At 72.3% G+C, this 21394-nt stretch carries 26 protein-coding genes; all 26 read left to right on the top strand.

Annotated elements, in window-relative coordinates; translation table 11 throughout:
• Positions 1–144 precede the first annotated feature (144 nt).
• The gene (locus tag ACOKGD_RS05030; RefSeq protein WP_342335391.1) at positions 145–489 is read left to right on the top strand and encodes a flagellar basal body rod protein FlgB; all 345 of its coding nucleotides are present in this window, start codon (positions 145–147) and stop codon (positions 487–489) included.
• A complete protein-coding gene (locus ACOKGD_RS05025) occupies positions 486–878 on the top strand; it encodes a flagellar basal body rod protein FlgC (protein ID WP_342335393.1) in 393 nt (130 codons plus the stop codon). The genes ACOKGD_RS05030 and ACOKGD_RS05025 overlap by 4 nt, the downstream gene beginning before the upstream one ends.
• Positions 878–1183: a flagellar hook-basal body complex protein FliE gene (gene fliE / locus ACOKGD_RS05020; protein ID WP_342335395.1), complete on the top strand. Its 306-nt coding sequence runs from the start codon at positions 878–880 to the stop codon at positions 1181–1183. The genes ACOKGD_RS05025 and fliE overlap by 1 nt, the downstream gene beginning before the upstream one ends.
• Positions 1183–2805 carry a flagellar basal-body MS-ring/collar protein FliF gene (gene fliF / locus ACOKGD_RS05015; protein WP_342335396.1) on the top strand — a complete coding sequence of 541 codons (1623 nt, stop codon included), beginning with the start codon at positions 1183–1185 and terminating at the stop codon, positions 2803–2805. The genes fliE and fliF overlap by 1 nt, the downstream gene beginning before the upstream one ends.
• Complete coding sequence (gene fliG, locus ACOKGD_RS05010) at positions 2802–3809, top strand: flagellar motor switch protein FliG (protein ID WP_342335398.1); 1008 nt, start codon at positions 2802–2804, stop codon at positions 3807–3809. Before fliF ends, fliG begins: the two co-directional genes overlap by 4 nt.
• The gene (locus ACOKGD_RS05005; protein WP_342335400.1) at positions 3799–4440 is read left to right on the top strand and encodes a FliH/SctL family protein; all 642 of its coding nucleotides are present in this window, start codon (positions 3799–3801) and stop codon (positions 4438–4440) included. Before fliG ends, ACOKGD_RS05005 begins: the two co-directional genes overlap by 11 nt.
• Positions 4437–5735: a FliI/YscN family ATPase gene (locus ACOKGD_RS05000; protein ID WP_342335401.1), complete on the top strand. Its 1299-nt coding sequence runs from the start codon at positions 4437–4439 to the stop codon at positions 5733–5735. Before ACOKGD_RS05005 ends, ACOKGD_RS05000 begins: the two co-directional genes overlap by 4 nt.
• Positions 5732–6166 (top strand): hypothetical protein, encoded by a 435-nt coding sequence (locus ACOKGD_RS04995; protein ID WP_342335403.1) that lies wholly within the window; start codon positions 5732–5734, stop codon positions 6164–6166. The genes ACOKGD_RS05000 and ACOKGD_RS04995 overlap by 4 nt, the downstream gene beginning before the upstream one ends.
• Positions 6163–6876 carry a C40 family peptidase gene (locus tag ACOKGD_RS04990; protein ID WP_342335405.1) on the top strand — a complete coding sequence of 238 codons (714 nt, stop codon included), beginning with the start codon at positions 6163–6165 and terminating at the stop codon, positions 6874–6876. The genes ACOKGD_RS04995 and ACOKGD_RS04990 overlap by 4 nt, the downstream gene beginning before the upstream one ends.
• Positions 6873–8264, top strand: a complete 1392-nt coding sequence (locus tag ACOKGD_RS04985) for a flagellar hook-length control protein FliK (protein ID WP_421355092.1) — start codon at positions 6873–6875, stop codon at positions 8262–8264. The genes ACOKGD_RS04990 and ACOKGD_RS04985 overlap by 4 nt, the downstream gene beginning before the upstream one ends.
• Before the next feature lie 13 nt (positions 8265–8277).
• On the top strand, positions 8278–8697 hold the full coding sequence (locus ACOKGD_RS04980) for a flagellar hook capping FlgD N-terminal domain-containing protein (RefSeq protein ID WP_342335408.1): 420 nt from the start codon (positions 8278–8280) through the stop codon (positions 8695–8697).
• Positions 8698–8728: 31 nt separating this feature from the next.
• A complete protein-coding gene (locus ACOKGD_RS04975; protein ID WP_342335409.1) occupies positions 8729–9889 on the top strand; it encodes a flagellar hook protein FlgE in 1161 nt (386 codons plus the stop codon).
• 174 nt (positions 9890–10063) lie between these two features.
• Positions 10064–10906, top strand: a complete 843-nt coding sequence (locus tag ACOKGD_RS04970; protein ID WP_342335410.1) for a PhzF family phenazine biosynthesis protein — start codon at positions 10064–10066, stop codon at positions 10904–10906.
• Between the two features lie 477 nt (positions 10907–11383).
• Complete coding sequence (locus ACOKGD_RS04965; protein WP_342335411.1) at positions 11384–11710, top strand: hypothetical protein; 327 nt, start codon at positions 11384–11386, stop codon at positions 11708–11710.
• On the top strand, positions 11707–12174 hold the full coding sequence (locus ACOKGD_RS04960; protein WP_342335413.1) for a DUF3237 family protein: 468 nt from the start codon (positions 11707–11709) through the stop codon (positions 12172–12174). The genes ACOKGD_RS04965 and ACOKGD_RS04960 overlap by 4 nt, the downstream gene beginning before the upstream one ends.
• A gap of 150 nt (positions 12175–12324) precedes the next feature.
• On the top strand, positions 12325–12534 hold the full coding sequence (locus ACOKGD_RS04955) for a flagellar FlbD family protein (protein ID WP_342335415.1): 210 nt from the start codon (positions 12325–12327) through the stop codon (positions 12532–12534).
• The gene (locus tag ACOKGD_RS04950; RefSeq protein WP_342335416.1) at positions 12534–13328 is read left to right on the top strand and encodes a motility protein A; all 795 of its coding nucleotides are present in this window, start codon (positions 12534–12536) and stop codon (positions 13326–13328) included. Before ACOKGD_RS04955 ends, ACOKGD_RS04950 begins: the two co-directional genes overlap by 1 nt.
• Complete coding sequence (locus ACOKGD_RS04945; RefSeq protein ID WP_342335417.1) at positions 13325–14152, top strand: OmpA/MotB family protein; 828 nt, start codon at positions 13325–13327, stop codon at positions 14150–14152. Before ACOKGD_RS04950 ends, ACOKGD_RS04945 begins: the two co-directional genes overlap by 4 nt.
• A gap of 79 nt (positions 14153–14231) precedes the next feature.
• Positions 14232–15155: a flagellar motor switch protein FliM gene (locus ACOKGD_RS04940; protein ID WP_342335418.1), complete on the top strand. Its 924-nt coding sequence runs from the start codon at positions 14232–14234 to the stop codon at positions 15153–15155.
• The gene (fliN, locus tag ACOKGD_RS04935) at positions 15152–15808 is read left to right on the top strand and encodes a flagellar motor switch protein FliN (protein ID WP_342335419.1); all 657 of its coding nucleotides are present in this window, start codon (positions 15152–15154) and stop codon (positions 15806–15808) included. Before ACOKGD_RS04940 ends, fliN begins: the two co-directional genes overlap by 4 nt.
• Positions 15809–15858: 50 nt before the next feature.
• Positions 15859–16314, top strand: a complete 456-nt coding sequence (locus ACOKGD_RS04930; RefSeq protein WP_342335421.1) for a flagellar biosynthetic protein FliO — start codon at positions 15859–15861, stop codon at positions 16312–16314.
• A gap of 118 nt (positions 16315–16432) precedes the next feature.
• Positions 16433–17209 (top strand): flagellar type III secretion system pore protein FliP, encoded by a 777-nt coding sequence (fliP, locus tag ACOKGD_RS04925; RefSeq protein ID WP_342335550.1) that lies wholly within the window; start codon positions 16433–16435, stop codon positions 17207–17209.
• Complete coding sequence (fliQ, locus tag ACOKGD_RS04920) at positions 17206–17478, top strand: flagellar biosynthesis protein FliQ (RefSeq protein WP_342335422.1); 273 nt, start codon at positions 17206–17208, stop codon at positions 17476–17478. Before fliP ends, fliQ begins: the two co-directional genes overlap by 4 nt.
• A gap of 1 nt (position 17479) precedes the next feature.
• Positions 17480–18238: a flagellar biosynthetic protein FliR gene (locus ACOKGD_RS04915; RefSeq protein WP_342335423.1), complete on the top strand. Its 759-nt coding sequence runs from the start codon at positions 17480–17482 to the stop codon at positions 18236–18238.
• Positions 18235–19329, top strand: coding sequence for an EscU/YscU/HrcU family type III secretion system export apparatus switch protein (locus tag ACOKGD_RS04910; protein ID WP_342335424.1), 1095 nt, complete (start codon positions 18235–18237; stop codon positions 19327–19329). The genes ACOKGD_RS04915 and ACOKGD_RS04910 overlap by 4 nt, the downstream gene beginning before the upstream one ends.
• On the top strand, positions 19326–21371 hold the full coding sequence (locus ACOKGD_RS04905; protein WP_342335425.1) for a flagellar biosynthesis protein FlhA: 2046 nt from the start codon (positions 19326–19328) through the stop codon (positions 21369–21371). The genes ACOKGD_RS04910 and ACOKGD_RS04905 overlap by 4 nt, the downstream gene beginning before the upstream one ends.
• Positions 21372–21394 lie beyond the last annotated feature (23 nt).

Genomic DNA, 21394 nt, shown 5'->3' with positions numbered 1-21394 from the left:
CGCACCCGGCGCACTCCCGTGCGGCGCGCCCGGCACCGGCCGGCTAACCGATGCGCGGCAGCGGTCGATAGAACCCCTTGAGCAGGGATAGCTCGCCCCCAAGGCCACGGATCGGCCGAATCGCTCCTTCGGAAGCCGACTCTCGTGTTCGATTCAGTCACCATCAGCGCCCTCACGAGCGCGCTCGACGGCCTCTCGCAGCGACAGCGCGCGATCGCCGACAACATCGCGAACGTCAACACCCCCGGTTTCCGCGCCACGCGCGTGCAGTTCGAGGAGGCGCTCGCGCAGTCGGTCGCGGAGGGATCCGGCCGCACGGCCCCCACCAGCCAGAAGTCGCTCGAGCCGACGCGGGTGGACGGCAGCAACGTCAACCTCGACACCGAGACGCTCTCGAACATCGACACCGTGCTGCGGTACCAGTTCGCGACGCAGGCGATCGGCGGCTCCTTCGGCTCCGTCCGCACGGCCCTGAGGACGAACTCGTGACCTTCGACGCGATCGGCATCGCCGGCACCGGCCTGACCGTGCACCGCAAGTGGCTCGATGCGCTCAGCGACAACATCGCCAACATCAACACCGCGGCCCCGACCTCCGGCACGGCCTTCCAGGAGCGCTACGTGCGCGTCGAGAACGGCGACGACTCCCCCGGCGTCTACGTCGCGGGCATCGAGCTCGGCGACGGCACAGGGCGCCTGGTGCACCAGCCGGACCACCCCCTCGCGGACGCGGACGGATACATCCGCATGCCCGACATCGACCTCGGCGACCAGATGAGCCAGCTGATCCTCGCCCAGCGCGGCTACGAGGCCAGCGCCGCCGTCGTCGATCGCGCGAAGACCACCTACGAGGCCGCCCTCCAGATCGGACGCAGCTGATGCCCATCCCCTCGCTCGACGCCATCTCCGGGGCCGCCGCGGTGACCCCGCCGCTGCAGACCCCCGCCGTCGCGAAGACCGACGACGGCGGCTTCTCGAACGCCCTCACCGGCGCCGTCGACGAGCTGCAGCGCCTGCAGTCGACCTCGAACGAGCTCGCCGTCGCCGCGGTCACCGGTGACCTCACCGACATCCACGCCGCGATGATCGCGTCGACGCGCGCCTCGGTGACGATGGAGCTCGTCGCGGCCGTCCGCAACAAGGGCGTCGACGCGTTCACCGAGATCATGAGGATGCAGGCCTGATGCCTCAGGCGATGCAGAACGTCTTCCAGCGGCTCGGGAAGGCCATCGGGAGCTTCACGCTCGCGCAGCGCACGATCGCGCTCATCGGCGTCGCGGTGCTCGCGCTCGGCGCGGTGGCGCTCGGCAGCTGGATCACGCGGCCGCAGCTGGCGCCGCTGTTCACGGGGCTCACCCCGTCCGATGCGAATGCGATCGTCGAGCAGCTGCGCTCGTCCGGTGTGGCGTACGAGCTCGCCGACGGCGGGGCGACGGTCATGGTGCCCCAGCAGGAGGTCTACGACCAGCGCCTGACCGCCGCGGCGGCGGGGCTGCCGAGCGGCGTCTCCGACGGCTACACGCTGCTCGACGACATGGGCGTCACCACGAGCGAGTTCCAGCAGTCGGTGACCTACAAGCGGGCCATCGAGGGCGAGCTCGCCCGCACCATCTCGTCGCTCGAGGGCGTCAGCGCGGCCTCGGTGCAGCTGGCGATCCCCGAGGAGAGCGTGTTCGTCGCCGAGACCGCGGATCCCACCGCGTCGGTCTTCGTCGAGACGCGCGGCAACACGTCGATCGCCCCGAAGCAGGTCGAGGCGATCGTGCATCTCACCTCGGCCGCGATCAGCGGCATGAAGCCCGAGGACGTGGCCGTCATCGACCAGGCCGGCCACACGCTGTCGGCCGTCGGCGTCGGCACCCGCGGCAGCGCCGACCAGCAGGCCACCGAGTACGAGGCGCACGTCGCCAGCGGCATCCAGGAGATGCTCGACCGCGTCGTCGGCGCCGGGAACGCGACCGTCACGGTGGCCGCCGAGATGTCGAACGAGACCAGCGAGCGCACGTCCGAGACCTACACGGCCCCCGAGGGCGAGATCTCCTCCGACGAGCAGACCCGCAGCGAGAGCTACACCGGCGGCGCCGGCGGCACCGGCGTGCTGGGCCCCGACAACATCGCGGTTCCCGACGGCGAGGCCGGCGGCAACTACACGTCGACCGAGTCGACCCGCAACAACGTCGTCAACAAGGAGACCGAGACCACCACCACGCCGGCCGGCGCCGTCACGCGCCAGACGGTGTCGGTCGCGGTGGACGCCGCCGCGGTGAAGGGCATGGACGTCACCTCGATCGAGGGGCTCGTGGCCACGGCCGCGGGCCTGGACACCGCCCGCGGCGACGCCGTGACGGTCGAGGTCATGCCGTTCAGCACGATCGACGCCGACGCCGCCCAGCAGGCGCTGCTCGATGCGAAGGAGGCCGAGGAGGCCGAGCGCATGGAGGAGCTCCTGCGCACCTCGCTCGTCGCGGCCGCCATCGCCCTGCCGCTGCTCATCGCGGCGGTCATCCTCGGCATCCGCACCCGCCGTCGCTCGTCCTCCGACCCCCTGCCGGCCCCGCTCGAGCTCACGAGCGAGACGCTGCTGCTCGACGCTCTCGCGGCCGAGCCGCTGCCCGCGGCGGCCGCTCCGGCGATCGAGTCGCTGCCGACCGAGGTGCTGGCGATCGACCCGGATGACGAGCCGGACGAGCCGGATCAGGTCTCGCTGGAGCGCCAGCGCGTCGAGCTCGAATCGCTCGCGCGCCGCGACCCGCAGAAGACCGCCGAGGTGCTGCGCACCCTGATGATGGACCGGGTCGACGCGTGAGCGCCGCGCTGACCGGCCCGCAGACCGCGGCCGTCGTGCTCATGAACCTCGACCGCACCCGCGCGGTCGAGGTCATGAAGCACCTGTCCGAGCCGGAGGCCGAGGAGCTGGCGGCGGAGATCATCCGCATGCGGCGCCTCGACACCGCCACGACGGCGCGCGCGCTGCGCGACTTCCACCGCATCGTGCAGGGACGCATCTCGCCCGGACGCGGCGGTCGTGACGTCGCGGCAGGGCTCCTGGAGGCCTCGTTCGGCGCCGAGCGAGCGGCGGGCGTGCTCACCCGCGTGACCTCGTCGATGGCGGGGACGTCCCTCGACTTCCTGAACGTGGCCGACCCCGCTCAGCTCGCGACGCTGCTGGACGGCGAGCTGCCGCAGACCATCGCGCTGGTGCTCGCCCACCTGCGCACGGGCCACGCCGCCGAGGTGCTGGCGACCTTCCCCGATCCGCTGCGCACCGACGTGGCGCAGTCGATCGCCACGATGGGCACCGCGACGCAGGAGGCCATCGCCGTCGTCGCCGAGACGCTGCGCTCGCGCACCGGGGTGTTCGCCACACGCGAGGCCGCCGAGGCGGTGGGCGGTGTGCAGCCGCTCGTCGAGATCATCAACCGCTCCGACGCCACGATCGAGAAGGCGCTGCTCGCCAGCCTCGAGGATCGCGATGTCGCCCTGGCCGAGGACATCCGCTCGCGCATGGTCACCTTCGCCGACATCGTCAAGCTCGAGGACCGTGACGCCCAGCGCGTGCTGCGCGGCGTCGACATCCGCACCCTCGCTCTGGCGCTCAAGGGCGCGAACCAGGGCATCGCCGACGTCATCCGCAAGAACGTCTCGGAGCGCAACCGCGAGGTGCTCGACGACGAGATCCGCGTGATGGGCCCCGTGCGCATGTCGCAGGTCGAGGAGGCGCGCGCCGAGATCGTGCGCACGATCCGCTCGCTGGCGGGCGCCGGCGACATCACCGTCCACCGCACGGATGAGGACGAGATTGTCTACTGAGGAGGCGGCGAAGGCCGGATCGCGCTTCCGCGAGGCCGTGTTCCCGCGCATCCCCGGCCGCGCGGGGCGCTCCGCCGAGCTCGAACGCGAGTCCGAGGCCGCCCGCGTGCGCGGGTACGCCGCGGGCCACGCCGAGGGCATGCGGATCGCCGCGGAGACCGCCGCGCTGCTGCGCGAGGAGGCGGAGCTCGCGGCCGAGGCCCAGCGCATCGCCGCCGAGCGGCGCATCACGCATGCACTCGTCGCCGTCGAGGAGGCGGCCCTGTCGCTGGCCGAGCGCGAGCGCGCGCTGGCGGCGGCCGGTCGGCGGGAGCTGGAGCGCCTCGCCCTCGAGCTGGCCGAGGCGGTGCTCGGCCGCGAGCTGTCCACGCACCCCGAGGTGTCGGCGCGGGCCGCGCTGGAACGCGCCCTCGCCGGGGTCGACGACGCCGAGCCGCGGGAGGTGCGGCTGCACCCCGCCGACCTCGCGCTGCTGCACGAGGCAGGAGCGGCGCCCGAGGGCGTGGTGCTCGTCGCCGACGCCGCCCTCTCCCCCGGCGACGCCATCGCGATCGTGGCGGACGGATCCGTCGACGCCCGGATCCGCGCCGCCTTCGACCGCGCCCGCGCCGCCCTGGAGGACGCCTCGTGAGCTGGGGCGCCGTGCTCGAGGCCGCCCGCCCGGAGCGCACCGGCACGGTGTCCGAGGTGCTGGGCCTCGGGGCCGAGGTGCGCGGGCTGCGCGCCGCGGTGGGCGACCTGCTCTCGCTCGGCGAGCGCCCCGGTGTCGCGGCCGAGGTCGTCGCCACCGGCCCGCAGGGTCTCCGGGTCATGCCGCTCGGGGCGGTCTCCGGCCTCACCGCCGGTGCGCCGGTCCGCGCCTCCGGCGGCCCGCTGCGTGTGCCGGTCGGCCCGGCGCTGCTCGGCCGCGTCCTCGATGGTCTCGGCCGCCCGATCGATGGCCGGGGGCCGCTCGAGGCGCCCCGCGTGGTGCTCGACAACGAGCCGCCCTCTGCGATGGACCGCGCGCGCATCGACGTGCCGCTCTCGCTCGGCGTGCGCGCGATCGATGCGCTCAACACCGTGGGCCGCGGCCAGCGCCTCGGCCTGTTCGCCGGATCCGGCGTCGGCAAGTCGTCGCTGCTGTCGATGATCGCGCGCGGCACCGAGGCCGAGGTCAGCGTCATCGCACTCGTCGGCGAGCGCGGCCGCGAGGTGCGCGAGTTCCTCGAGGACGACCTCGGGCCCGAGGGTCTCGCGCGCTCGGTCGTGGTGGTCTCGACCTCCGACCAGCCAGCGATGGCGCGTCTGCGGGCGGCGTTCACCGCCACCCGGATCGCCGAGTCGTTCCGCGACGAGGGCGCGCACGCGATCCTGATGATGGACTCCCTCACGCGCGTCGCGATGGCGCAGCGCGAGATCGGGCTCTCGGCCGGCGAACCGCCCGCCACCCGCGGATATCCGCCCTCAACCTTCTCGGTGCTGGCGCGCCTCCTCGAGCGCGCAGGCACCGGAGCCACCGGCTCGGTCACCGGTCTCTACACGGTGCTCGTCGACGGCGACGACCACAACGAGCCCATCGCCGATGCGGCCCGGTCGATCCTCGACGGCCACATCGTGCTCGACCGCGCGCTGGCGCTGACCGGGCATCACCCGGCGATCGACGTGCTCGGATCCGTGTCCCGCGTCGCGGGGAAGATCACCACGGCCGAGCAGCGCCGCCTCGCCACAACGCTGCGCACCGTGCTCGCGGCCCGCCGCGAGGCGCGCGACCTCATCGACATCGGGGCCTACCAGCCCGGTGCCAACAAGCGCGTCGACGCCGCTGTCGCGCACGAGCGGCGCATCGCCGAGTTCCTCACCCAGTCGCTGGACGAGACCTGCCACGCCCCCGACGCATGGCGGCGCCTCGAACAGCTCGTGACCACGTTCGGAGACATCTCATGAGCGGTTTCTCTCTCGCAGGGCTCCTGCGGCTGCGCGGCGTGCAGGAGCGCGCCGCCGCCGAGCGCCTCTCCCGCGCGCGGATCGCGTCCGACCAGGCCGAGGCCCGGGAGCGCCGCGCCCGCGCCGCGCTGTCCGACACCGGCGAGACCGCGGTGGACGTGCGGACGCTGGCGGCGATCGCCTCGGCACGCGCCTCCGCGCGGGCCCGCATCTCGGACCTGTCGCTGCTGAACGGCACGCACCGCGAGGAGCTGGAGGCCGCCCGTCTCGCGCACTCCGAGGCGAAGCGCGCCGCGCGCGGTCTCGAGAAGCTCGAGGAGGCCTTCACCGACCGCGAGCGCTTCGAGGCGCTGCGGGTCGAGCAGACCGCGATCGACGAGATCGCCACGAACCGCTGGATGGCGTCGGGTTCGAGGGAGGGGGCGGCGTGACCCTGGCCACCGCTGCCGACCGGATCGGCGCCATCCAGACGATGATCCAGGATCTGCGCCAGCCGCTGATCCCCGACACCGCCGCCACGGCCGCGGCATCCGCCACCGCCGCGACCGCCGGAGTGACCGGGACGGCGCCCACGACGAGCGCGGCGACGAACCCGACCAGCGCGGCGACGTTCCGCGATGTCCTCTCGGGCGTCGCGACCGGATCCGTCACCGGATCCGACGTGGTCGAGCAGGCCAAGAAGTACCTCGGAGTGCCGTACGTGTTCGGCGGCGAGGACGCCAGCGGCATGGACTGCTCGGGGCTCGTGCAGCGTGTGATGGCCGACCTCGGGGTCGACGTGCCGCGAGTGGTGCAGGACCAGGCGGACGTCGGCACCGAGGTGCCCTCGCTCGCCGAGGCCAAGCCCGGGGACCTGCTCATCACGCAGGGCGAGGGGCACATCGTCATCTACGCCGGCGACGGCAAGATCATCCACGCCCCGCGCCCCGGCAAGGACGTGCAGCTGGTGAACAACTACCTGGCCCCCGGCGACATCTCGACCATCCGCCGCATCGTGCCCGCCGACGCCGCCCCGGCGGCCGTCGCGGCCCCGGCCGCGGTGTCCGCCCCCGCCGCGGTGCCGTCCGCCGACGCCACGCAGCTTCTGGCCCTGATGCAGACGATGTTCGCCCAGCAGACGACCGGCGGGATCCTCGGATGAGTCTTGTGACGCTTCTCACCGCGACCGCCCCCGCGCCCGCGACGGCGGCGGCGACCTCCGAGAGCACCGACGCCCCGGGCTTCGCGGCGGTGCTCGCCGGGCTCGAGGGCGGGCCGACGGCGGTGGCCGGGCGCGCGCCCGCGGCCTCGGCACCGGTGGACGGATCCGACGCCGGCGAGGACACCGATGCCCCGCAGGCCGACCAGGGCGACACGGCGGGCTCTGCCGCCTGGGGCGCCGTGATCCCCGCGGGCGGCGAGAACGCCGCCCCCGTGGCCATCCCGGTGTTCGCCTCTCGTCCCGCGGCCACCGGGCCGAGCGACGCCGCGCCCGCGCCCGCCGAGGCAAGCCCGGCGGCGCCCGACGCCCCCGACGCCGTGGCCGCTCCCTCTCCTGCCGCTGCGGGCGCGGTCGTCCCGCCGGCGCTCTCCACGGTGCTCCCGCAGGGTGGGGCCGCCGCAGCTGCCGCAGCCGCCCCGGGTACCGCGGGGGCGGCCCCGCTCTCCGTGGTGGCCGGGCGTTCCGTCCCCAAGGCCGTCGACCCGGCCGCCGCGACGACCGCGTCGCGCCCCTCGACGACACCGGACGAGAGCGGCGCCGAGGCCCCTACGGGCGCACCGCGCACCGCGCTGCCCACGATCACCGGCATGCCCGCGGTGCCGTCGGGGCTCGCGGATGCTGCCGGAACGCGAGACACGCGTCCCTCGACCGCCGCCCCGGCGCCCGTCGGCGCGACGGCGACGCCCCTGCAGAATGTCCCGGCGCTCGCCGGGCTGACCCTGCGAGGGGGCGCCGCGAGCGCGGAGCCGGAGCCCCTGCCGCAGGCGAACGGGAACGGCACAACGCCCCCGGTCGCCGCCGCGGCGCCCGCCACACCGACCGCGCCCTCCGCGCCGGCTCCCGCGGCATCCGCGCCGGCTCCCGCGGCGCCGCCGCTGCCCGCGCAGCTCGCCCCTCCCCTTCTGTCTCTCGCCCGCGCACCGCAGGGGACGCACGAGCTGACTCTCACGGTCACGCCCGAGGATCTCGGGCCCGTCACCGTGCGCGCCCACATCTCGGCCGAGGGCATCCGCGTCGAGCTCGTCGCGCCCTCCGATGCCGGGCGCGACGCGATCCGGCTGATCCTGAACGACCTCCGCCGCGACCTCGCGGCGGCGACCCCGCATGCCTCGCTCTCCCTCGCCGCGGGCGACACCCTCAGCCAGCAGGGCAGCGCCCAGCACGGCAGCCAGGGTGGCCAGCAGGCCCCCGGCCAGCAGGGGTCCGCCGAGTCGCAGCGCCGCGAGCAGTCGCTCCCGACCGGACCCCGCGAGCAGCCGCCTGCCGCGCCCGTGCCCGAGCCGCATGTCCCCCACGTCACCCCCGCGTCGTTCGACGTGCTCGCCTGATCCAAGGAGCCCCATGCCCGTCGAACCCGTCGTCGCCACCGGCCTGTACACCCGCAGCGAGGTGTCCGCCGCCGACCGCAAGCAGTCGCTCGACGCGGACGTCTTCCTGCAGCTGCTCGTCACGCAGCTGAAGAACCAGGATCCGAGCTCACCCATGAACACCAACGAGATGATCACCCAGTCGACGCAGCTGGCCACCATGGAGCAGCTCACCGCGCTCTCGACGACCGCGAACGAGACGTTCGCCCTGACGATGCGCCAGACCGCGGCCGATCTCGTCGGCCGGCAGGCGACCTACCTCGACGCCGACGACGTCGCCAAGAGCGGGATCGTCACGTCCGTGTCGTTCGCCTCCGCGACGCCCCAGGTCATGTTCGGCGATGTCGCCGTCCCCCTCGACAAGGTGTCGGGCATCGTCGCCCCCACCTCCTGATCCCCCGAAACACCCCCAGAAAGAAGACGCCATGCTCCGCTCTCTGTACTCCGGCATCTCGGGTCTGCGCTCGCACCAGACGATGCTCGACGTCACCGGCAACAACATCGCCAACGTCAACACGACCGCCTTCAAGGCCTCCTCCGTCGAGTTCCAGGACACCCTGTCCCAGCTCGTGCGCAACTCGACCCTCCCGCAGGAGACGCAGGGCGGATCCAACCCCGCCCAGGTCGGCCTCGGCGTGCAGGTCGCCGCCATCTCGACCAACTTCGCCCAGGGCGCCGCGCAGTCGACCGGCGTCCCCACGCACCTGATGATCGCGGGAGACGGCTTCTTCGTCGTCAAGACGGGCGCCGAGACGGCGTACACCCGCAACGGCGCGTTCTCGTTCGACGCCCAGGGCCGCATGGTCTCCTCGGACGGCGCGTTCGTGCAGGGCTGGACCGCCCAGGACGGCGTGATCGCCGCCGGCTCGGCGACCGGCAACATCACCCTGCCCGTCGGCGCCGTCTCGCCCGCCGCCGCCACCACCACCGCGAAGGTCACCGGCAACCTGCCCTCCGACGCCGCGGCCGGCAAGGTCCTCACTCGCGACGTGACGGTCTACGACGACGAGGGCACCGCCGACACGCTGACGCTGACCTTCACGCGCACCACCGCCGGCTGGGACGTCACCAGCGGCGGCGGCGCCACCACCAGCCTCGCGTTCACGAACGGCGCGCTCACCGCGGGAGGCTCGCTCACCGCGGGCCCGATCACGGTCGACCTGTCGGCGCTCACGGGCTTCGCGGAGCTGTCGACCGTCACGGTCAGCGGCCAGAACGGCCGCCAGGCCGGCACGCTGCAGTCGTACGCGCTGTCGGAGGACGGCAGTCTGATCGGCACGTTCAGCAACGGCACCACCGACGTGCTGGCGCGGGTCTCGCTCGCCACGTTCGTCAACCCCTCGGGCCTCGAGAAGACCGGATCCTCGCAGTACCGGCCCACGGTCAACTCGGGTCAGCCGGCCGTCGGCCAGGCCGGCGTCGACGGCATGGGATCGCTCATCAGCGGCGCGCTCGAGATGTCGAACGTCGACCTCTCGCAGGAGTTCACGAACCTGATCGTCGCGCAGCGCGGCTTCCAGGCGAACGCCCGCATCATCACCACCAGCGACGAGGTGCTGCAGGAGCTCACCAACCTCAAGCGCTGATCCGGGAGGTGACTGTCTCCCCCGCTCGGTTCGGGACAGGAGGACTCTCCGTGAACCCACGGGAGTCCTCCTGTCCCGTGCGGGGCGCCCCCGGTGTTACTGCGACCCCGGGCGCGGCCACGCAGTACGAATTGGCCATCGGAGTCCGAGGATGACCTGTGGGAGCCTCAAAGGATGCCGTCGGACACTCACCAGATACTCCGCTTCCGCGCCTTCACCACGTCCGGCGCAGATCCCCGCTCGGGTAATCCCGCAGGCGTCGTCCTCCACGCCGAAAGCCTCACAGACGAGGACATGCTGGCCATCGCCGCCGAACTCGGATACAGCGAGACCGCGTTCCTGACCGAGATCACCGACGACTCGGCCCGTGTTCGCTACTTCACGCCCAGGGCGGAGATCAACTTCTGCGGGCACGCCACCATCGCGTCGGGCGTGGCACTGGCTCGACGGGGAGCGTCCCCTGTGATCCGATTCCACACGAAGGCCGGCGAAGTGCCCGTCGAGGCATCGCCGCACAGCGCCACCCTCACCGCCGTTGACACGACTGTCTCGGGCCTGAGCGAGCCGATTCTCGAAGAGCTGATGGCGGCGCTCCGCCTCACCCGCCTCGACCTGGACGATCAGCTTCCGCCCTCATTCGTGCGCGGCGGCAATCCCCATCCGATCGTCCCGGTCGCCCCAGGCGTGCTCGACCGCCTCGATCACGACCCGGACACCCTGCTCGCGCTTCAGGACCGCCTTGGATGGGACGGCACGGTTCCGGTAGTGCAACGGCTGTCCGAGACGCGGTTCAGAAGCCGAAATCCATTCCCACGGGGCGGCATCCGCGAGGACCCCGCAACGGGATCAGCGGCTGCGGGGCTCGGCGCATATCTCCGAGCGGGTGGACACGTCCGGCTCCCCGCCGAGATCACGATTGAACAGGGACGCGAGACCGGGCACGCCTCACTGCTTCGCGTCATCATCCCGGCAGACGGCCGAATCCGTGTCACCGGCACAGCGGACCAAGTCGGGTGATGGCGGGGTGCCATACGTCTCGCTGCCGGTACGAAGCCGCTCGTTGACACTCGACGACGCCGGCGCCCGATGAGCAGGCCGCGAGCGGCGAGCGAGCACCTCACGCAGTGGCCGTTGACGGTCGCCGACGACGGCAGCCGACGTTCACGCCTGCTTGTCAGTCGCACATCCGACCGTGCGGAGTCACGGTGATCTTCCAGGTGAGGGGCAGGGAGCCCGTCACCCCCTCGCCACCGGACAGGTTGCGCCTCGCCATTGTCGTCGTCGTGATGCTGAGAGCCTCGGCTGAAGGGTACCCGTGCTGATGGGTGGTGCACCGCAACCCGTGCAGTCCCCACCGGCCGTCCACTCAGCCGATACGGTGATCGCGTGAAGGCTCATCGTCGTCTGCTCGCAGTGGCGTTCGCATCCGGTTCGCTCGTCGCTCTCTCCGGATGCTCCGTCGAGCGAGCGCTGTGGGGCGCCGACGGTGCGCGCGTGATCGACACCACCGAGCAGCTCATCGCCGCGGCGTCGTCCGGGGAACAGGACTCGCTTGTCTGCGAGGACTCTGCTGCGGACCTCGGTGACGCTCAGGTCTGGGATGGCCTCGGCGCAGGAGAACCCGAGCAGTTCGATCCCGCGTCCTCTGTCGATCGACCGGGTCTCGACGCCAGTTGGCGAGTCAACCTCGAGGAAACGGGCGCCGGCGGGAACTCCGGCCAGAAAGTCCCGACGGACGTGTTCTACCGCGAGACCGGAACCGGAACCGGAACCGACTTGTGCGTGGCGGACGTCATCTGGCAGACGGTCAGCGTCCGATGACGGATCGCCGCGAGCCGCCCGTTCCCTCCCTGGAGCGGTCCTTCGAGGTCGTCGCCGACCTCGGCCCGCTCGAGGACCACGGCATGACCCGCGTCGGGCACCGGCGCATCATCCCGGTGATCGGCGGTCGCATCAGCGGCGACTTCGCGGGCACCCTCCTCCCCGGCGGCGCCGACTGGCAGACCGTCCGGGCCGACGGATCCATCGAGATCGACGGCCGCTACAGCGCCGTGGGCGACGACGGCACGCTGCTGTACGTGCAGGCTCGCGGGGTGCGCAGCGGCGACCCCGCTGTCCTCGAGGCGCTGCTGCGCGGCGAGCCCGTGGAACCCGAGGACTACTACTTCCGAGCCACCATCACGCTCGAGTGCGCCGCGCGCCCCGAGTTCGAGCGATCGCTCTACGTCGCCTCGTACATCCGCGAGGCGAGCCGCGTCCGCTACGTCGCCTACCGCGTCACCTAGGCGGCGACGGGCCACCCGCCACGATCGCCGCGCGGGGACGGACGGACACGCCGAATGAGGCCCGCGCCTAACCCCCGCGCAGGGGCGGCCGACAGTCCCAGGGGACGGACCAGGACGGACCGTCTGCATGGCATTCCAGGATGGAGCCTCATGATCGTCGTCACGCGTCTGAACCGGACACGGTTCGCGGTGAACCCCGATATCATCGAGCGGATTCACGCGTCTCCCGACACCACGCTCGTGATGGTGGACGGGGCGACCTTCATCGTCCTGGAGACCCTCGACGAGGTCGTCGACCGCATCGTCGCCTTCCGTGCACGGGTGCTGCAGGCGGCATCCGCATCGGGTGTGAGGCTCTGATGGACATCGCGTTCCTCCTGGGCCTGCTGCTGGCGTTCGGATCGCTGTACGCCGCGATCACGATCGAGCACGCGAGCCTGGCCGCCCTGTTCCTGCCCGGCCCCATGGTGCTGGTGTTCGGCGGCACCATCGCGGTGGGCATCGCCAGCGCCACCATCCGCGACGCGCTCTCGGCCGTCCGCGCGCTGCCCCGCGCCGTCAAGGGCGACCGCCGCACCGCGGCCGCCATGATCGACGAGGTCGTGGTCTACGCCGAGAAGGCGCGCACCGAGGGCCTCCTCTCGCTCGAGCAGCTGGTGCCCGACGCCGCCGATCCGTTCATCAAGCAGTCGCTGCAGAGCATCGCCGACGGCACCGACGCCGACGAGCTGCGCACCGTGCTGGAGGACGCGATCTCCTCGACCGCCGCCCGCAACCGCACGGCCGCGAAGTTCTTCTCGACCCTCGGCGGCTACGCCCCCACCGTCGGCATCATCGGCACGGTCGTCTCGCTCACCCACGTGCTCGAGCAGCTCGACAACCCCGACACCCTCGGCCCGATGATCGCCAGCGCGTTCGTCGCGACCCTGTGGGGCCTGCTGTCGGCGAACTTCCTCTGGCTGCCCATCGGCAACCGCCTGCAGCGCCTCGGCGAGCTCGAACTCGAGCGGATGACCCTGGTGATGGAGGGCATGCTGGCCGTGCAGGCCGGCGCCCCGCCGCACCACGTCGGCGAGCGCCTGCAGGCTCTGGTGGCCGACGCCCCCAAGGCGAAGACCGAGCGCCCGGCCCCGCAGCTGGTCGAGGCGGCATGAGCACCCGGCGGGGGACGCGACGCGCCACCCCCGGCCACGCCTCCGAGGGGCACGACGGGCCGGACGAGCGCTGGATGGCGTCGTACCTCGACATGGTCACGGTGCTGATGTGCCTGTTCATCGTGCTGTTCGCGATGTCGAGCGTCGACCAGCAGAAGTTCGAGGCGCTGCGCGACTCGCTCGCCACCGGCTTCGGCCAGGAGCCGAGCGAGGAGACCGACACGTCGGGGCTCGTGCTGCCTCCCGAGCTGCGCGCCGAGGATGCCGGTCACGCCGCGAACCTCGACGCCGACGTGCTCGCGGCCCAGGCCGAGCTCTCGAATCTCGAGGCGCTCCGCGACCGCCTCGAGGACGCGCTCACCGCGCAGGGCCTGGCGGGCACGGCCGAGTTCCTCATCGACGACCGCGGGCTCACCGTGGGGCTGATCGGCGCCGAGACCTTCTTCGCGACCAACCGGGTCGAGCTCAGCCCCAAGGCCGTCGCGGTCCTGGATGCCCTGGGCCCGGATCTGAAGACCGTCCCGAACGAGATCTCGATCGAGGGCCACGCCGACATCCGCCAGTCCTCGGCCCCCTTCCCCACGAACTGGGAGCTCTCCTCGGGCCGCGCGACCCAGGTGCTGCGCCACCTCGTCGAGCGCGGCGGACTGTCCGGCGCCCACGTGCAGGCGGTCGGGTTCGGTTCCGAGCGGCCCGTCGCCGAGGGAACCGACGACGCCGCCCTGGCCCGCAACCGCCGCGTCGACATCGTTGTCCTCTCAGATGCCACGGAGGAGGTGCGCGCTCTGATCCCGGATCTGGTGAGCGCGGGTCCTCGCACCTGACGGGAATCGCAGACACGCCGCACGATCCGGGATCGGCGGATCGCTTACGCGCGCCCTCCGGCGCCCGATAGTCGGCTTCGTGAGGATCGAGGAGCGTGCGCAGGCCCCCGAGGCGGGCCCCCGGATCGAGGTCTATGACTTCGGTCGCCCCGCCACGCTCGCGCGCGAGCACGCCCGGTCGCTGGAGATGGCGTTCGAGACGTTCGCGCGACAGTGGGCGACCCAGCTGACCGACAAGACGCGCGTGCGCGCGCAGGTCGGGCTCGAGCACGTCTCGCTGATGACCTACGGCGAGTACGCCGACTCGCTGCCCCACACCACGACGCTCGTGGCGTGCGCCCTTCCGGATGCCGAGCCGAGCACCGTCGTGCAGTTCCCCCTCACCGCCGCCCTGTCCTGGATCATCCAGATGGTGGGAGGGCGCCCCGTCGACGCCGCCGAAGAGCGTCCGCTGACGCCGATCGAGCAGGCGCTGATCCGGCACCTGATGGCCGACGCCCTCGAGAACCTGACGAGCGCCCTCGGCGGGCTGTTCCCCCGCGGGCTCGCCGTGTCGGGCATCCAGTACAGCCCGCAGTTCGCGCAGCTGGCCTCGGCGGGCGACCCCGTGATCGTCGCGCGCTTCTCGCTGCGTCTCGCCGAGCGCTCGGTGCCGGCGAGCATCATGCTGCCCGCGGGTCCGGTGCTCGACCGCCTGAGCAGCGCGAGCCCCGAGGCCCCCGTTCAGAACGCGCCCGGTCTGATCCGCCGTCAGATCGAGGACACCCCCGTCGAGCTCGCGGTGCGCCTCGCCGCGATGCCCGTGCACCCGGCCGACGTGCTGGGTCTCTCGGTCGGCGACGTGCTGCACCTGCCGCACGCGGCCGACCGCCCGCTCGACCTCGTCGCGGGCGATGTGCCCGTCGCGACGGCCGCCGTCGGCACGAGCGGCGCGCGCCTCGCGTGCGTCATCACGTCGATCACGTCCTCCCCCCACGCCGACCATCCTGAGGAGCTCCGGTGACCCCCACCGCCCACGAGTCCGCCGTCGCGGCCGCCTTCGCATCGCGGATGCCCGTGACCGCCGAGATCAGCGCGCGGGCCTCGCACGCCTCGGGCGACACCGGCGACGCCGTCATCGCCTCGTACGTCGGCGACGCGAGCGCCGAGCTCGCCGCCCTGATCCTCGACCCCTCGTCGCTCTCGGACGGCGTGCCGGACGCGTCGCTCGTCGACCGCCTGCACGAGGCGGTCGACGCGGCCGCCGCCACGCTCGGCCCCGGCGTCCTCAGCGAGGTGCGCGTCGGCGATGCGTCGGCCATCTTCTCGCACCCGCAGGCGCAGATCTTCGACCTGCAGGACGAGACGGGCCGCACGATCGGCCGCCTCGCGGTGCGCGTCACCCGCACCTCCAGCACCGGATCGCTCTCGTCCCGCCGCCTGCAGCGCATCGCGGGGATCGAGATGGACCTGACCGTCGAGATCGGCCGCACCCGCATGGCCGTGCGCGACGTGCTCGACCTCGCGCCCGGCGCGGTCGTCGAGCTCGACCGCTCGGCCGGTGCGCCCGCCGACATCAAGCTCAACGGTCGCCTGATCGCGCACGGCGAGATCGTTGTGGTCGACCAGGACTACGCCGTGCGCATCACGCGCATCCTCGAGAACGCCGAGGTCTGACGCTGGACGATCTGCTGCTCGGCCTGCGCGTCGCGGTCTCCCTCGCCGCCGTGCTCGGGGTGCTCTGGTACCTGCAGCGCCGACTCACCAAGGGCACGGGCGCGGCGAGCCGCCGACGCCGGGGCGAGGGCATCCAGGTGCTGTCGCGTCAGGGCATCGGCGCGAAGGCGCAGGTCGTGGTCGTCGAGGCCGAGGGCACCCGCTACGTGCTCGGCGTGACCGAGAACGGCGTCTCGGTCATCGACCGCGCCCGCGCCCAGACCCCGGATGAGCGCGCCGGGTCCGAGCTCGTCGCCTCCTTCGAGCAGCTCCTGGCGGAGGCCGCCGCCCAGCCCGCGGCACACCCCGTCGCCCCGGCCCCGCCGGCGCCCGCCCCCGAGGCGACGGCCGCGCCGCTGCGCCGCGACCGTCGCTCGGCCGCTCCCGCCGCCGACCCGCTGCGCGGATCGATCCTCTCCCCCGCCACCTGGCAGCAGACCGCCCAGGCGCTCGGCCTGCGTCGCTGATCCGCCCCGCACCGTGATGTCCCTCCACCGCCGCATGCTCCCGCTCGCCCTCCGGCGCCCGCGGGTGCCCCGCGCTCAGCTCGCCGAGTGGGCGATCCGGGCGATGGTGGTCGTGGCGATGGCGGCGCTCGTGACGGTGGTGTCGATGATCCTGTCGCCCGCGATGGCGCACGCGGCCCCCGTGCCGCCGACCGACCCGGTGGCGCCGACGCCCGCGCCGACCGAGGGCGTCTCGATCGACATCAACGGCGTCGACGGCACCCCCTCGACGTCGATCCTCACCCTGCTCGGCATCACGCTGCTGTCGGTGGCTCCCGCGCTGCTGCTGATGATGTCGTCTTTCACGAAGATCTTCGTGGTGCTCGCGATGGCGCGCAACGCCCTGTCGCTGCCCTCGATCCCGCCGAACCAGGTGCTCGCGGGGCTCTCGCTGTTCCTGTCGCTGTTCATCATGTGGCCGGTGCTGACCGACATCAACACGGTCGCCGTGCAGCCGTATGTGGACGGCGGGCTCACCTTCCAGCAGGCGTTCGACCTCGGCCAGGCGCCCCTGCGCGAATGGATGCTGCAGTACACGCGCGAAGAGGATCTGGCGCTGCTCACCCGGGCCGCGGATCAGCCGAACCCCGACGACCCGGCCAGCGTCCCGATGTACACGCTGATCCCCGCGTTCATGATCTCCGAGCTGCGCGCCGCGTTCATCATCGGCTTCGTCATCTTCGTGCCGTTCCTGATCATCGACCTCGTGGTGGCCTCGGCGCTGATGGCGATGGGCATGATGATGCTGCCGCCGGTGATGATCTCGCTGCCGTTCAAGATCCTGCTGTTCATCCTGGTCGACGGGTGGGGGCTGATCATCACATCGCTTCTCGAGTCGTACGGGGGCACGGGATGACCCCCGAGGCGGTCATCGACATCGGCATGCAGGCGCTGATCGTGGCCGCGAAGCTCGCCGCTCCCCTGCTGATCACCGCGCTCGTCGTCGGCTTCGCGATCTCGCTGCTGCAGTCGATCACGCAGGTGCAGGAGGTCACGCTCTCGTTCGTGCCGAAGGCCATCGCCGTGGCCATCGCGCTGCTCGTGTGCGGCAACTGGATGATCGCCGAGATCATCGCCTTCACGAACGAGATGTTCGGCCGGATCCCCGACCTCCTCGGCGGATGACGTGTTCATCCCCGTCGATTTCGCGTGGCTCGAGGCGACCATGATGGCCGCCGTGCGCATCACCGCGTTCCTGATGATCGCGCCGCCGTTCTCGCACGGCGCGATCCCCGCGCGGGTGAAGGCGATGCTCGGCATCGGCCTCGCGCTCGCGATCGGCACCTCGGTCGCCCCCGGCTACCAGAGCCTCGACACGGCGCCCTTCCTGGGCGCGCTGGTGCTGCAGCTCGTGACGGGCGCGCTGCTGGGCTTCCTGGTGATGGCGGTGTTCGCCGCCGTGCAGGCCGCCGGGAACCTGCTCGACGTCTTCGGCGGCTTCCAGCTCGCGCAGGCGTTCGACCCCCAGTCGATGGTCAACGGCGCGCAGTTCACCCGGCTGTTCCAGCTGACCGCGGTGGTGCTGCTGTTCGCCTCGGACGGCTATCAGCTGATCATCGCGGGCCTCGCCCGCAGCTTCACGGCCGTGCCGGTCGACGGGGTGCTCGACATCGCCGGCCCGATCGAGCTGCTCACCGACGTGGTCGGCGAGCTGCTGCTCGCGTCGGTCCAGATCGCCGGGCCGCTGGCCCTCGTGCTCTTCCTCGCCGACGTGGGCCTCGGCCTCGTCACGCGCGTGGCGCCCGCGCTGAACGCGTTCGCGCTCGGGTTCCCGCTGAAGATCCTGCTCACCCTGGGCCTCGCGGGGATCGTGTTCGCCACGCTCCCCGGCATCGTCGGCGGGCTCGCCGATGACGCCTTCGGATTCCTGGTGGGGGTGCGATGAGCGACAGCGGCGAACGCACCGAGCAGGCCACCGACAAGCGCATGCGCGAGGCGCGCTCCAAGGGGCGGCTCTCGCGCAGCCAGGATCTGACGGCCTGGGTCGGGATCGCGGCGGCCGGCGCCATGATGACGAGCGCGATCGCGACCGGCGCGTCGGCGGGCACCGAGCAGCTGCTCGCGGTCTCGACGATGGCGAAGGAGCCGGATCCCCTGCGCGCGGTCGCGGTGCTGGGGGCGGGTCTCGAGTCGATGGGCGCGACGCTCGGCCCGCTGCTGGCCGCGGTTGCGATCGCCACGCTGCTGGCGGCGGCGGCGCAGGGCGGCATCCACCTGCGCCCGCTCGTGTTCAAGGGCGAGCAGTTCAACATCGTCAACGGGCTGCGGCGCATCTTCGGGATGCAGTCGCTGTGGGAGGGCGCGAAGGCGCTGCTCAAGACCCTCGCGATCGGCGGCGCCCTGTGGATCGTGATCGCCGGGCTGATGCCCGCGCTCTCGGCCAGCGGAGGGCAGCCGATCAGCTACCTCCTCTCGGAGGCGGCGAGCGCGACCGCGGCGCTGCTGCAGGTGGCGGTCGCGGTCGGTGTGGCCCTCGCGATCGTCGACGTGATCGTCGTGATGCGCCGCAACCAGAAGCACACGAAGATGACCAAGCGCGAGGTGAAGGACGAGTCGAAGTCCAGCGAGGGCGACCCGCTGATCCGCTCGCAGCGCCGCGCCCGCCAGCTGGCGATGAGCCGCAACCGCATGATCGCCGCCGTGGCGGGGGCCGATGTGGTCATGGTCAACCCGACGCACGTCGCCGTGGCGCTCACCTACGTACCCGGCCGCTCCGCGCCGCGCGTCGTCGCCAAGGGCGCGGGCGTCATGGCCGACCGGATCCGCGAGAAGGCCACCGAGGAGGGCGTGCCCATGGTGCGCGACATCCCCCTCGCCCGCGCGCTGCATGCCGCCTGCGAGCTCGGCCAGGAGATCCCCGCCGACCTCTACACGGCGGTCGCGCGCGTGCTCGTGTTCGTCAACGCTCTCAAGCGCCGCGGGTCCGCCCGCGGCGTGCACACCATCCCCGACGCCCCGAAGACGAGGACCGCATGAAGTCCCTGCTGAAGAACCTGGCCGTGCCGATCGGCGTGGTCGGCATCGTCATGCTGCTGGTGGTGCCCGTGCCGCCGTGGCTGCTGGACCTGCTGATCATCCTGAACATCATGCTGGCGCTGGTGATCCTGCTCACCACGATGTTCGCGAAGAAGCCCCTCGACTTCTCGGTGTTCCCGTCGCTGCTGCTCGTGGCGACGCTGTTCCGGCTGGGCCTGAACGTCGCCTCCACCCGCCTCATCCTGGGCGAGGCGCACGCGGGGCAGGTGATCGAGGCGTTCGGCCAGATCGCGGTCGGCGGATCCGTCATCATCGGCGCCGTTGTGTTCCTCATCCTCGTCGTCATCCAGTTCGTGGTGGTCACCAAGGGCGCCGAGCGCGTGGCCGAGGTGGGCGCGCGCTTCACGCTCGACGCCATGCCGGGCAAGCAGATGGCGATCGACGCCGACCTCAACGCCGGTCTCATCACCGACGCCGAGGCACGTGCCCGGCGCGCCGAGGTGGCGGCCGAGGCCGACTTCTACGGCGCGATGGACGGCGCCTCGAAGTTCGTCAAGGGCGACGCGATCGCGGGCATCGTCATCATCGTCATCAACATCGTCGGCGGCATCGCGATCGGCATGATCTCGCACGGCATGGCCATCGACGAGGCCCTGAACACCTACGCGATCCTGACGATGGGCGACGGGCTCGTCACCCAGATCCCCGCGCTGCTGATGGCCGTCTCGACCGGCATGATCGTCACCCGCTCGAACGCCGACCACGACATGGGCCACGAGGCCTCGTCGCAGCTGACCCAGTCGCGGACGGCGCTGACGATCACGGGCTGCGCGGCGATCGGCCTGGCGCTGATCCCTGGCATGCCGATGGTGCCCTTCGTGGCGATCGGCGCGGCCCTGCTGCTGGTGGCCCAGCGCATCAAGGCGACCGAGCGCCGCGCAGAGGCCGAGCAGCCGGACGTCGCGGTGCCCGCGCCGTCGGATCGCCCCGAGGACCTGATCGAGCGCATGCGCGTGCATGCGCTCGAGATCATGCTGGCGCCGAACCTGGTCGACCTCGTCACCGGCGGCCCGGACGACCTGCTCGCCCGCGTGAAGGCGCTGCGGCGGAAGATCGCGCTGGACCTCGGATTCGTGGTCCCGCCGGTGCGCACGCGCGACAACGTCGAGCTGTCGCCGTCCACCTACTCGATCCGCATCTCGGGGGTGGAGGCCGGCAGCGGCGTCGCCCCGCCCGGGTCGGTGCTCGCCCTGGGCGGCGGCCTCGATGCGCTCCCCGGCCCCTCGGTGCTGGATCCGGTCTTCGGGCTGGAGGGCAAGTGGATCCCGCAGGGCATGCGCCACAGCGCCGAGCTCGCGGGCTCGACGGTCATCGACCGTGCCAGCGTGATCGTCACGCACCTGTCGAACATCGTGCAGGTCAACGCCGCCCGGCTGCTCAGCCGCGAGGACGTCCGTCAGCTCACCGACGCGCTCAAGCAGGTCAGCCCCGCCGCCGTCGACGAGCTCTCCCCCGCGCTGCTCTCGCTCGCCGAGATCCAGAGGGTGCTCACGGGCCTGCTCGCCGAGCGGGTGCCGATCAACGACCTCGCGCGCATCTACGAGGCGCTGGCGCTGCGTGCCAAGGCGTCGACCGATCCGGAGGGCCTCATCGAGGCCGCCCGTGCGGCGCTGGGGCCCGCGATCTCCGCGCGCTTCGCGCAGGAGGGCACGCTGCACGTGATCATGATCAACCCGCTGCTCGAGCAGGCGATGCTCGAGGCCCTCCGGCACGGCGAGGACGGCACGCACATCGTGCTCGACCCCTCGCGGCTGGATGCGGTGATCCGGTCGCTGCAGCAGGCGGTCGCCGAGCTCGACCCGGCCGTGGGCGAGCCGGTCCTGGTCTGCGCGCCGACGCTGCGCCCGGCGGTGCGCCGCCTCGTCTCGGCTCAGGCCGACGGCATCCCGGTCCTGTCGTACAACGAGGCCACCGCGGGCGGTTTCGCGATCGAGACGGTCGGCGTTGTGCGCGACGAGGCGGGCCTCAGCCTCCCCGCCTGACGCCGCGGTGCCCCCGACTGCCG

Origin of the sequence: Microbacterium phosphatis, from assembly GCF_049177115.1 — a bacterium.
GTDB lineage: Bacteria > Actinomycetota > Actinomycetes > Actinomycetales > Microbacteriaceae > Microbacterium > Microbacterium phosphatis.
Note: the sequence above shows the minus strand (reverse complement) of the source record. Positions and strands in the feature narration are given on the sequence as shown.

Bases quoted from the DNA above. Each gene is read 5' to 3' on its own strand.
- ACOKGD_RS04960 (WP_342335413.1), top strand. From the start codon at position 11,707: ATGACGGATCGCCGCGAGCCGCCCGTTCCCTCCCTGGAGCGGTCCTTC.
- ACOKGD_RS04975 (WP_342335409.1), top strand. From the start codon at position 8,729: ATGCTCCGCTCTCTGTACTCCGGCATCTCGGGTCTGCGCTCGCACCAG.
- ACOKGD_RS04950 (WP_342335416.1), top strand. From the start codon at position 12,534: ATGGACATCGCGTTCCTCCTGGGCCTGCTGCTGGCGTTCGGATCGCTG.
- fliE (WP_342335395.1), top strand. From the start codon at position 878: ATGCCCATCCCCTCGCTCGACGCCATCTCCGGGGCCGCCGCGGTGACC.
- ACOKGD_RS04945 (WP_342335417.1), top strand. From the start codon at position 13,325: ATGAGCACCCGGCGGGGGACGCGACGCGCCACCCCCGGCCACGCCTCC.
- fliP (WP_342335550.1), top strand. From the start codon at position 16,433: ATGGCGGCGCTCGTGACGGTGGTGTCGATGATCCTGTCGCCCGCGATG.
- ACOKGD_RS04910 (WP_342335424.1), top strand. From the start codon at position 18,235: ATGAGCGACAGCGGCGAACGCACCGAGCAGGCCACCGACAAGCGCATG.
- ACOKGD_RS04995 (WP_342335403.1), top strand. From the start codon at position 5,732: ATGAGCGGTTTCTCTCTCGCAGGGCTCCTGCGGCTGCGCGGCGTGCAG.
- fliQ (WP_342335422.1), top strand. From the start codon at position 17,206: ATGACCCCCGAGGCGGTCATCGACATCGGCATGCAGGCGCTGATCGTG.
- ACOKGD_RS04985 (WP_421355092.1), top strand. From the start codon at position 6,873: ATGAGTCTTGTGACGCTTCTCACCGCGACCGCCCCCGCGCCCGCGACG.
- ACOKGD_RS04980 (WP_342335408.1), top strand. From the start codon at position 8,278: ATGCCCGTCGAACCCGTCGTCGCCACCGGCCTGTACACCCGCAGCGAG.
- ACOKGD_RS04905 (WP_342335425.1), top strand. From the start codon at position 19,326: ATGAAGTCCCTGCTGAAGAACCTGGCCGTGCCGATCGGCGTGGTCGGC.
- ACOKGD_RS04970 (WP_342335410.1), top strand. From the start codon at position 10,064: ATGCCGTCGGACACTCACCAGATACTCCGCTTCCGCGCCTTCACCACG.
- ACOKGD_RS04955 (WP_342335415.1), top strand. From the start codon at position 12,325: ATGATCGTCGTCACGCGTCTGAACCGGACACGGTTCGCGGTGAACCCC.
- fliF (WP_342335396.1), top strand. From the start codon at position 1,183: ATGCCTCAGGCGATGCAGAACGTCTTCCAGCGGCTCGGGAAGGCCATC.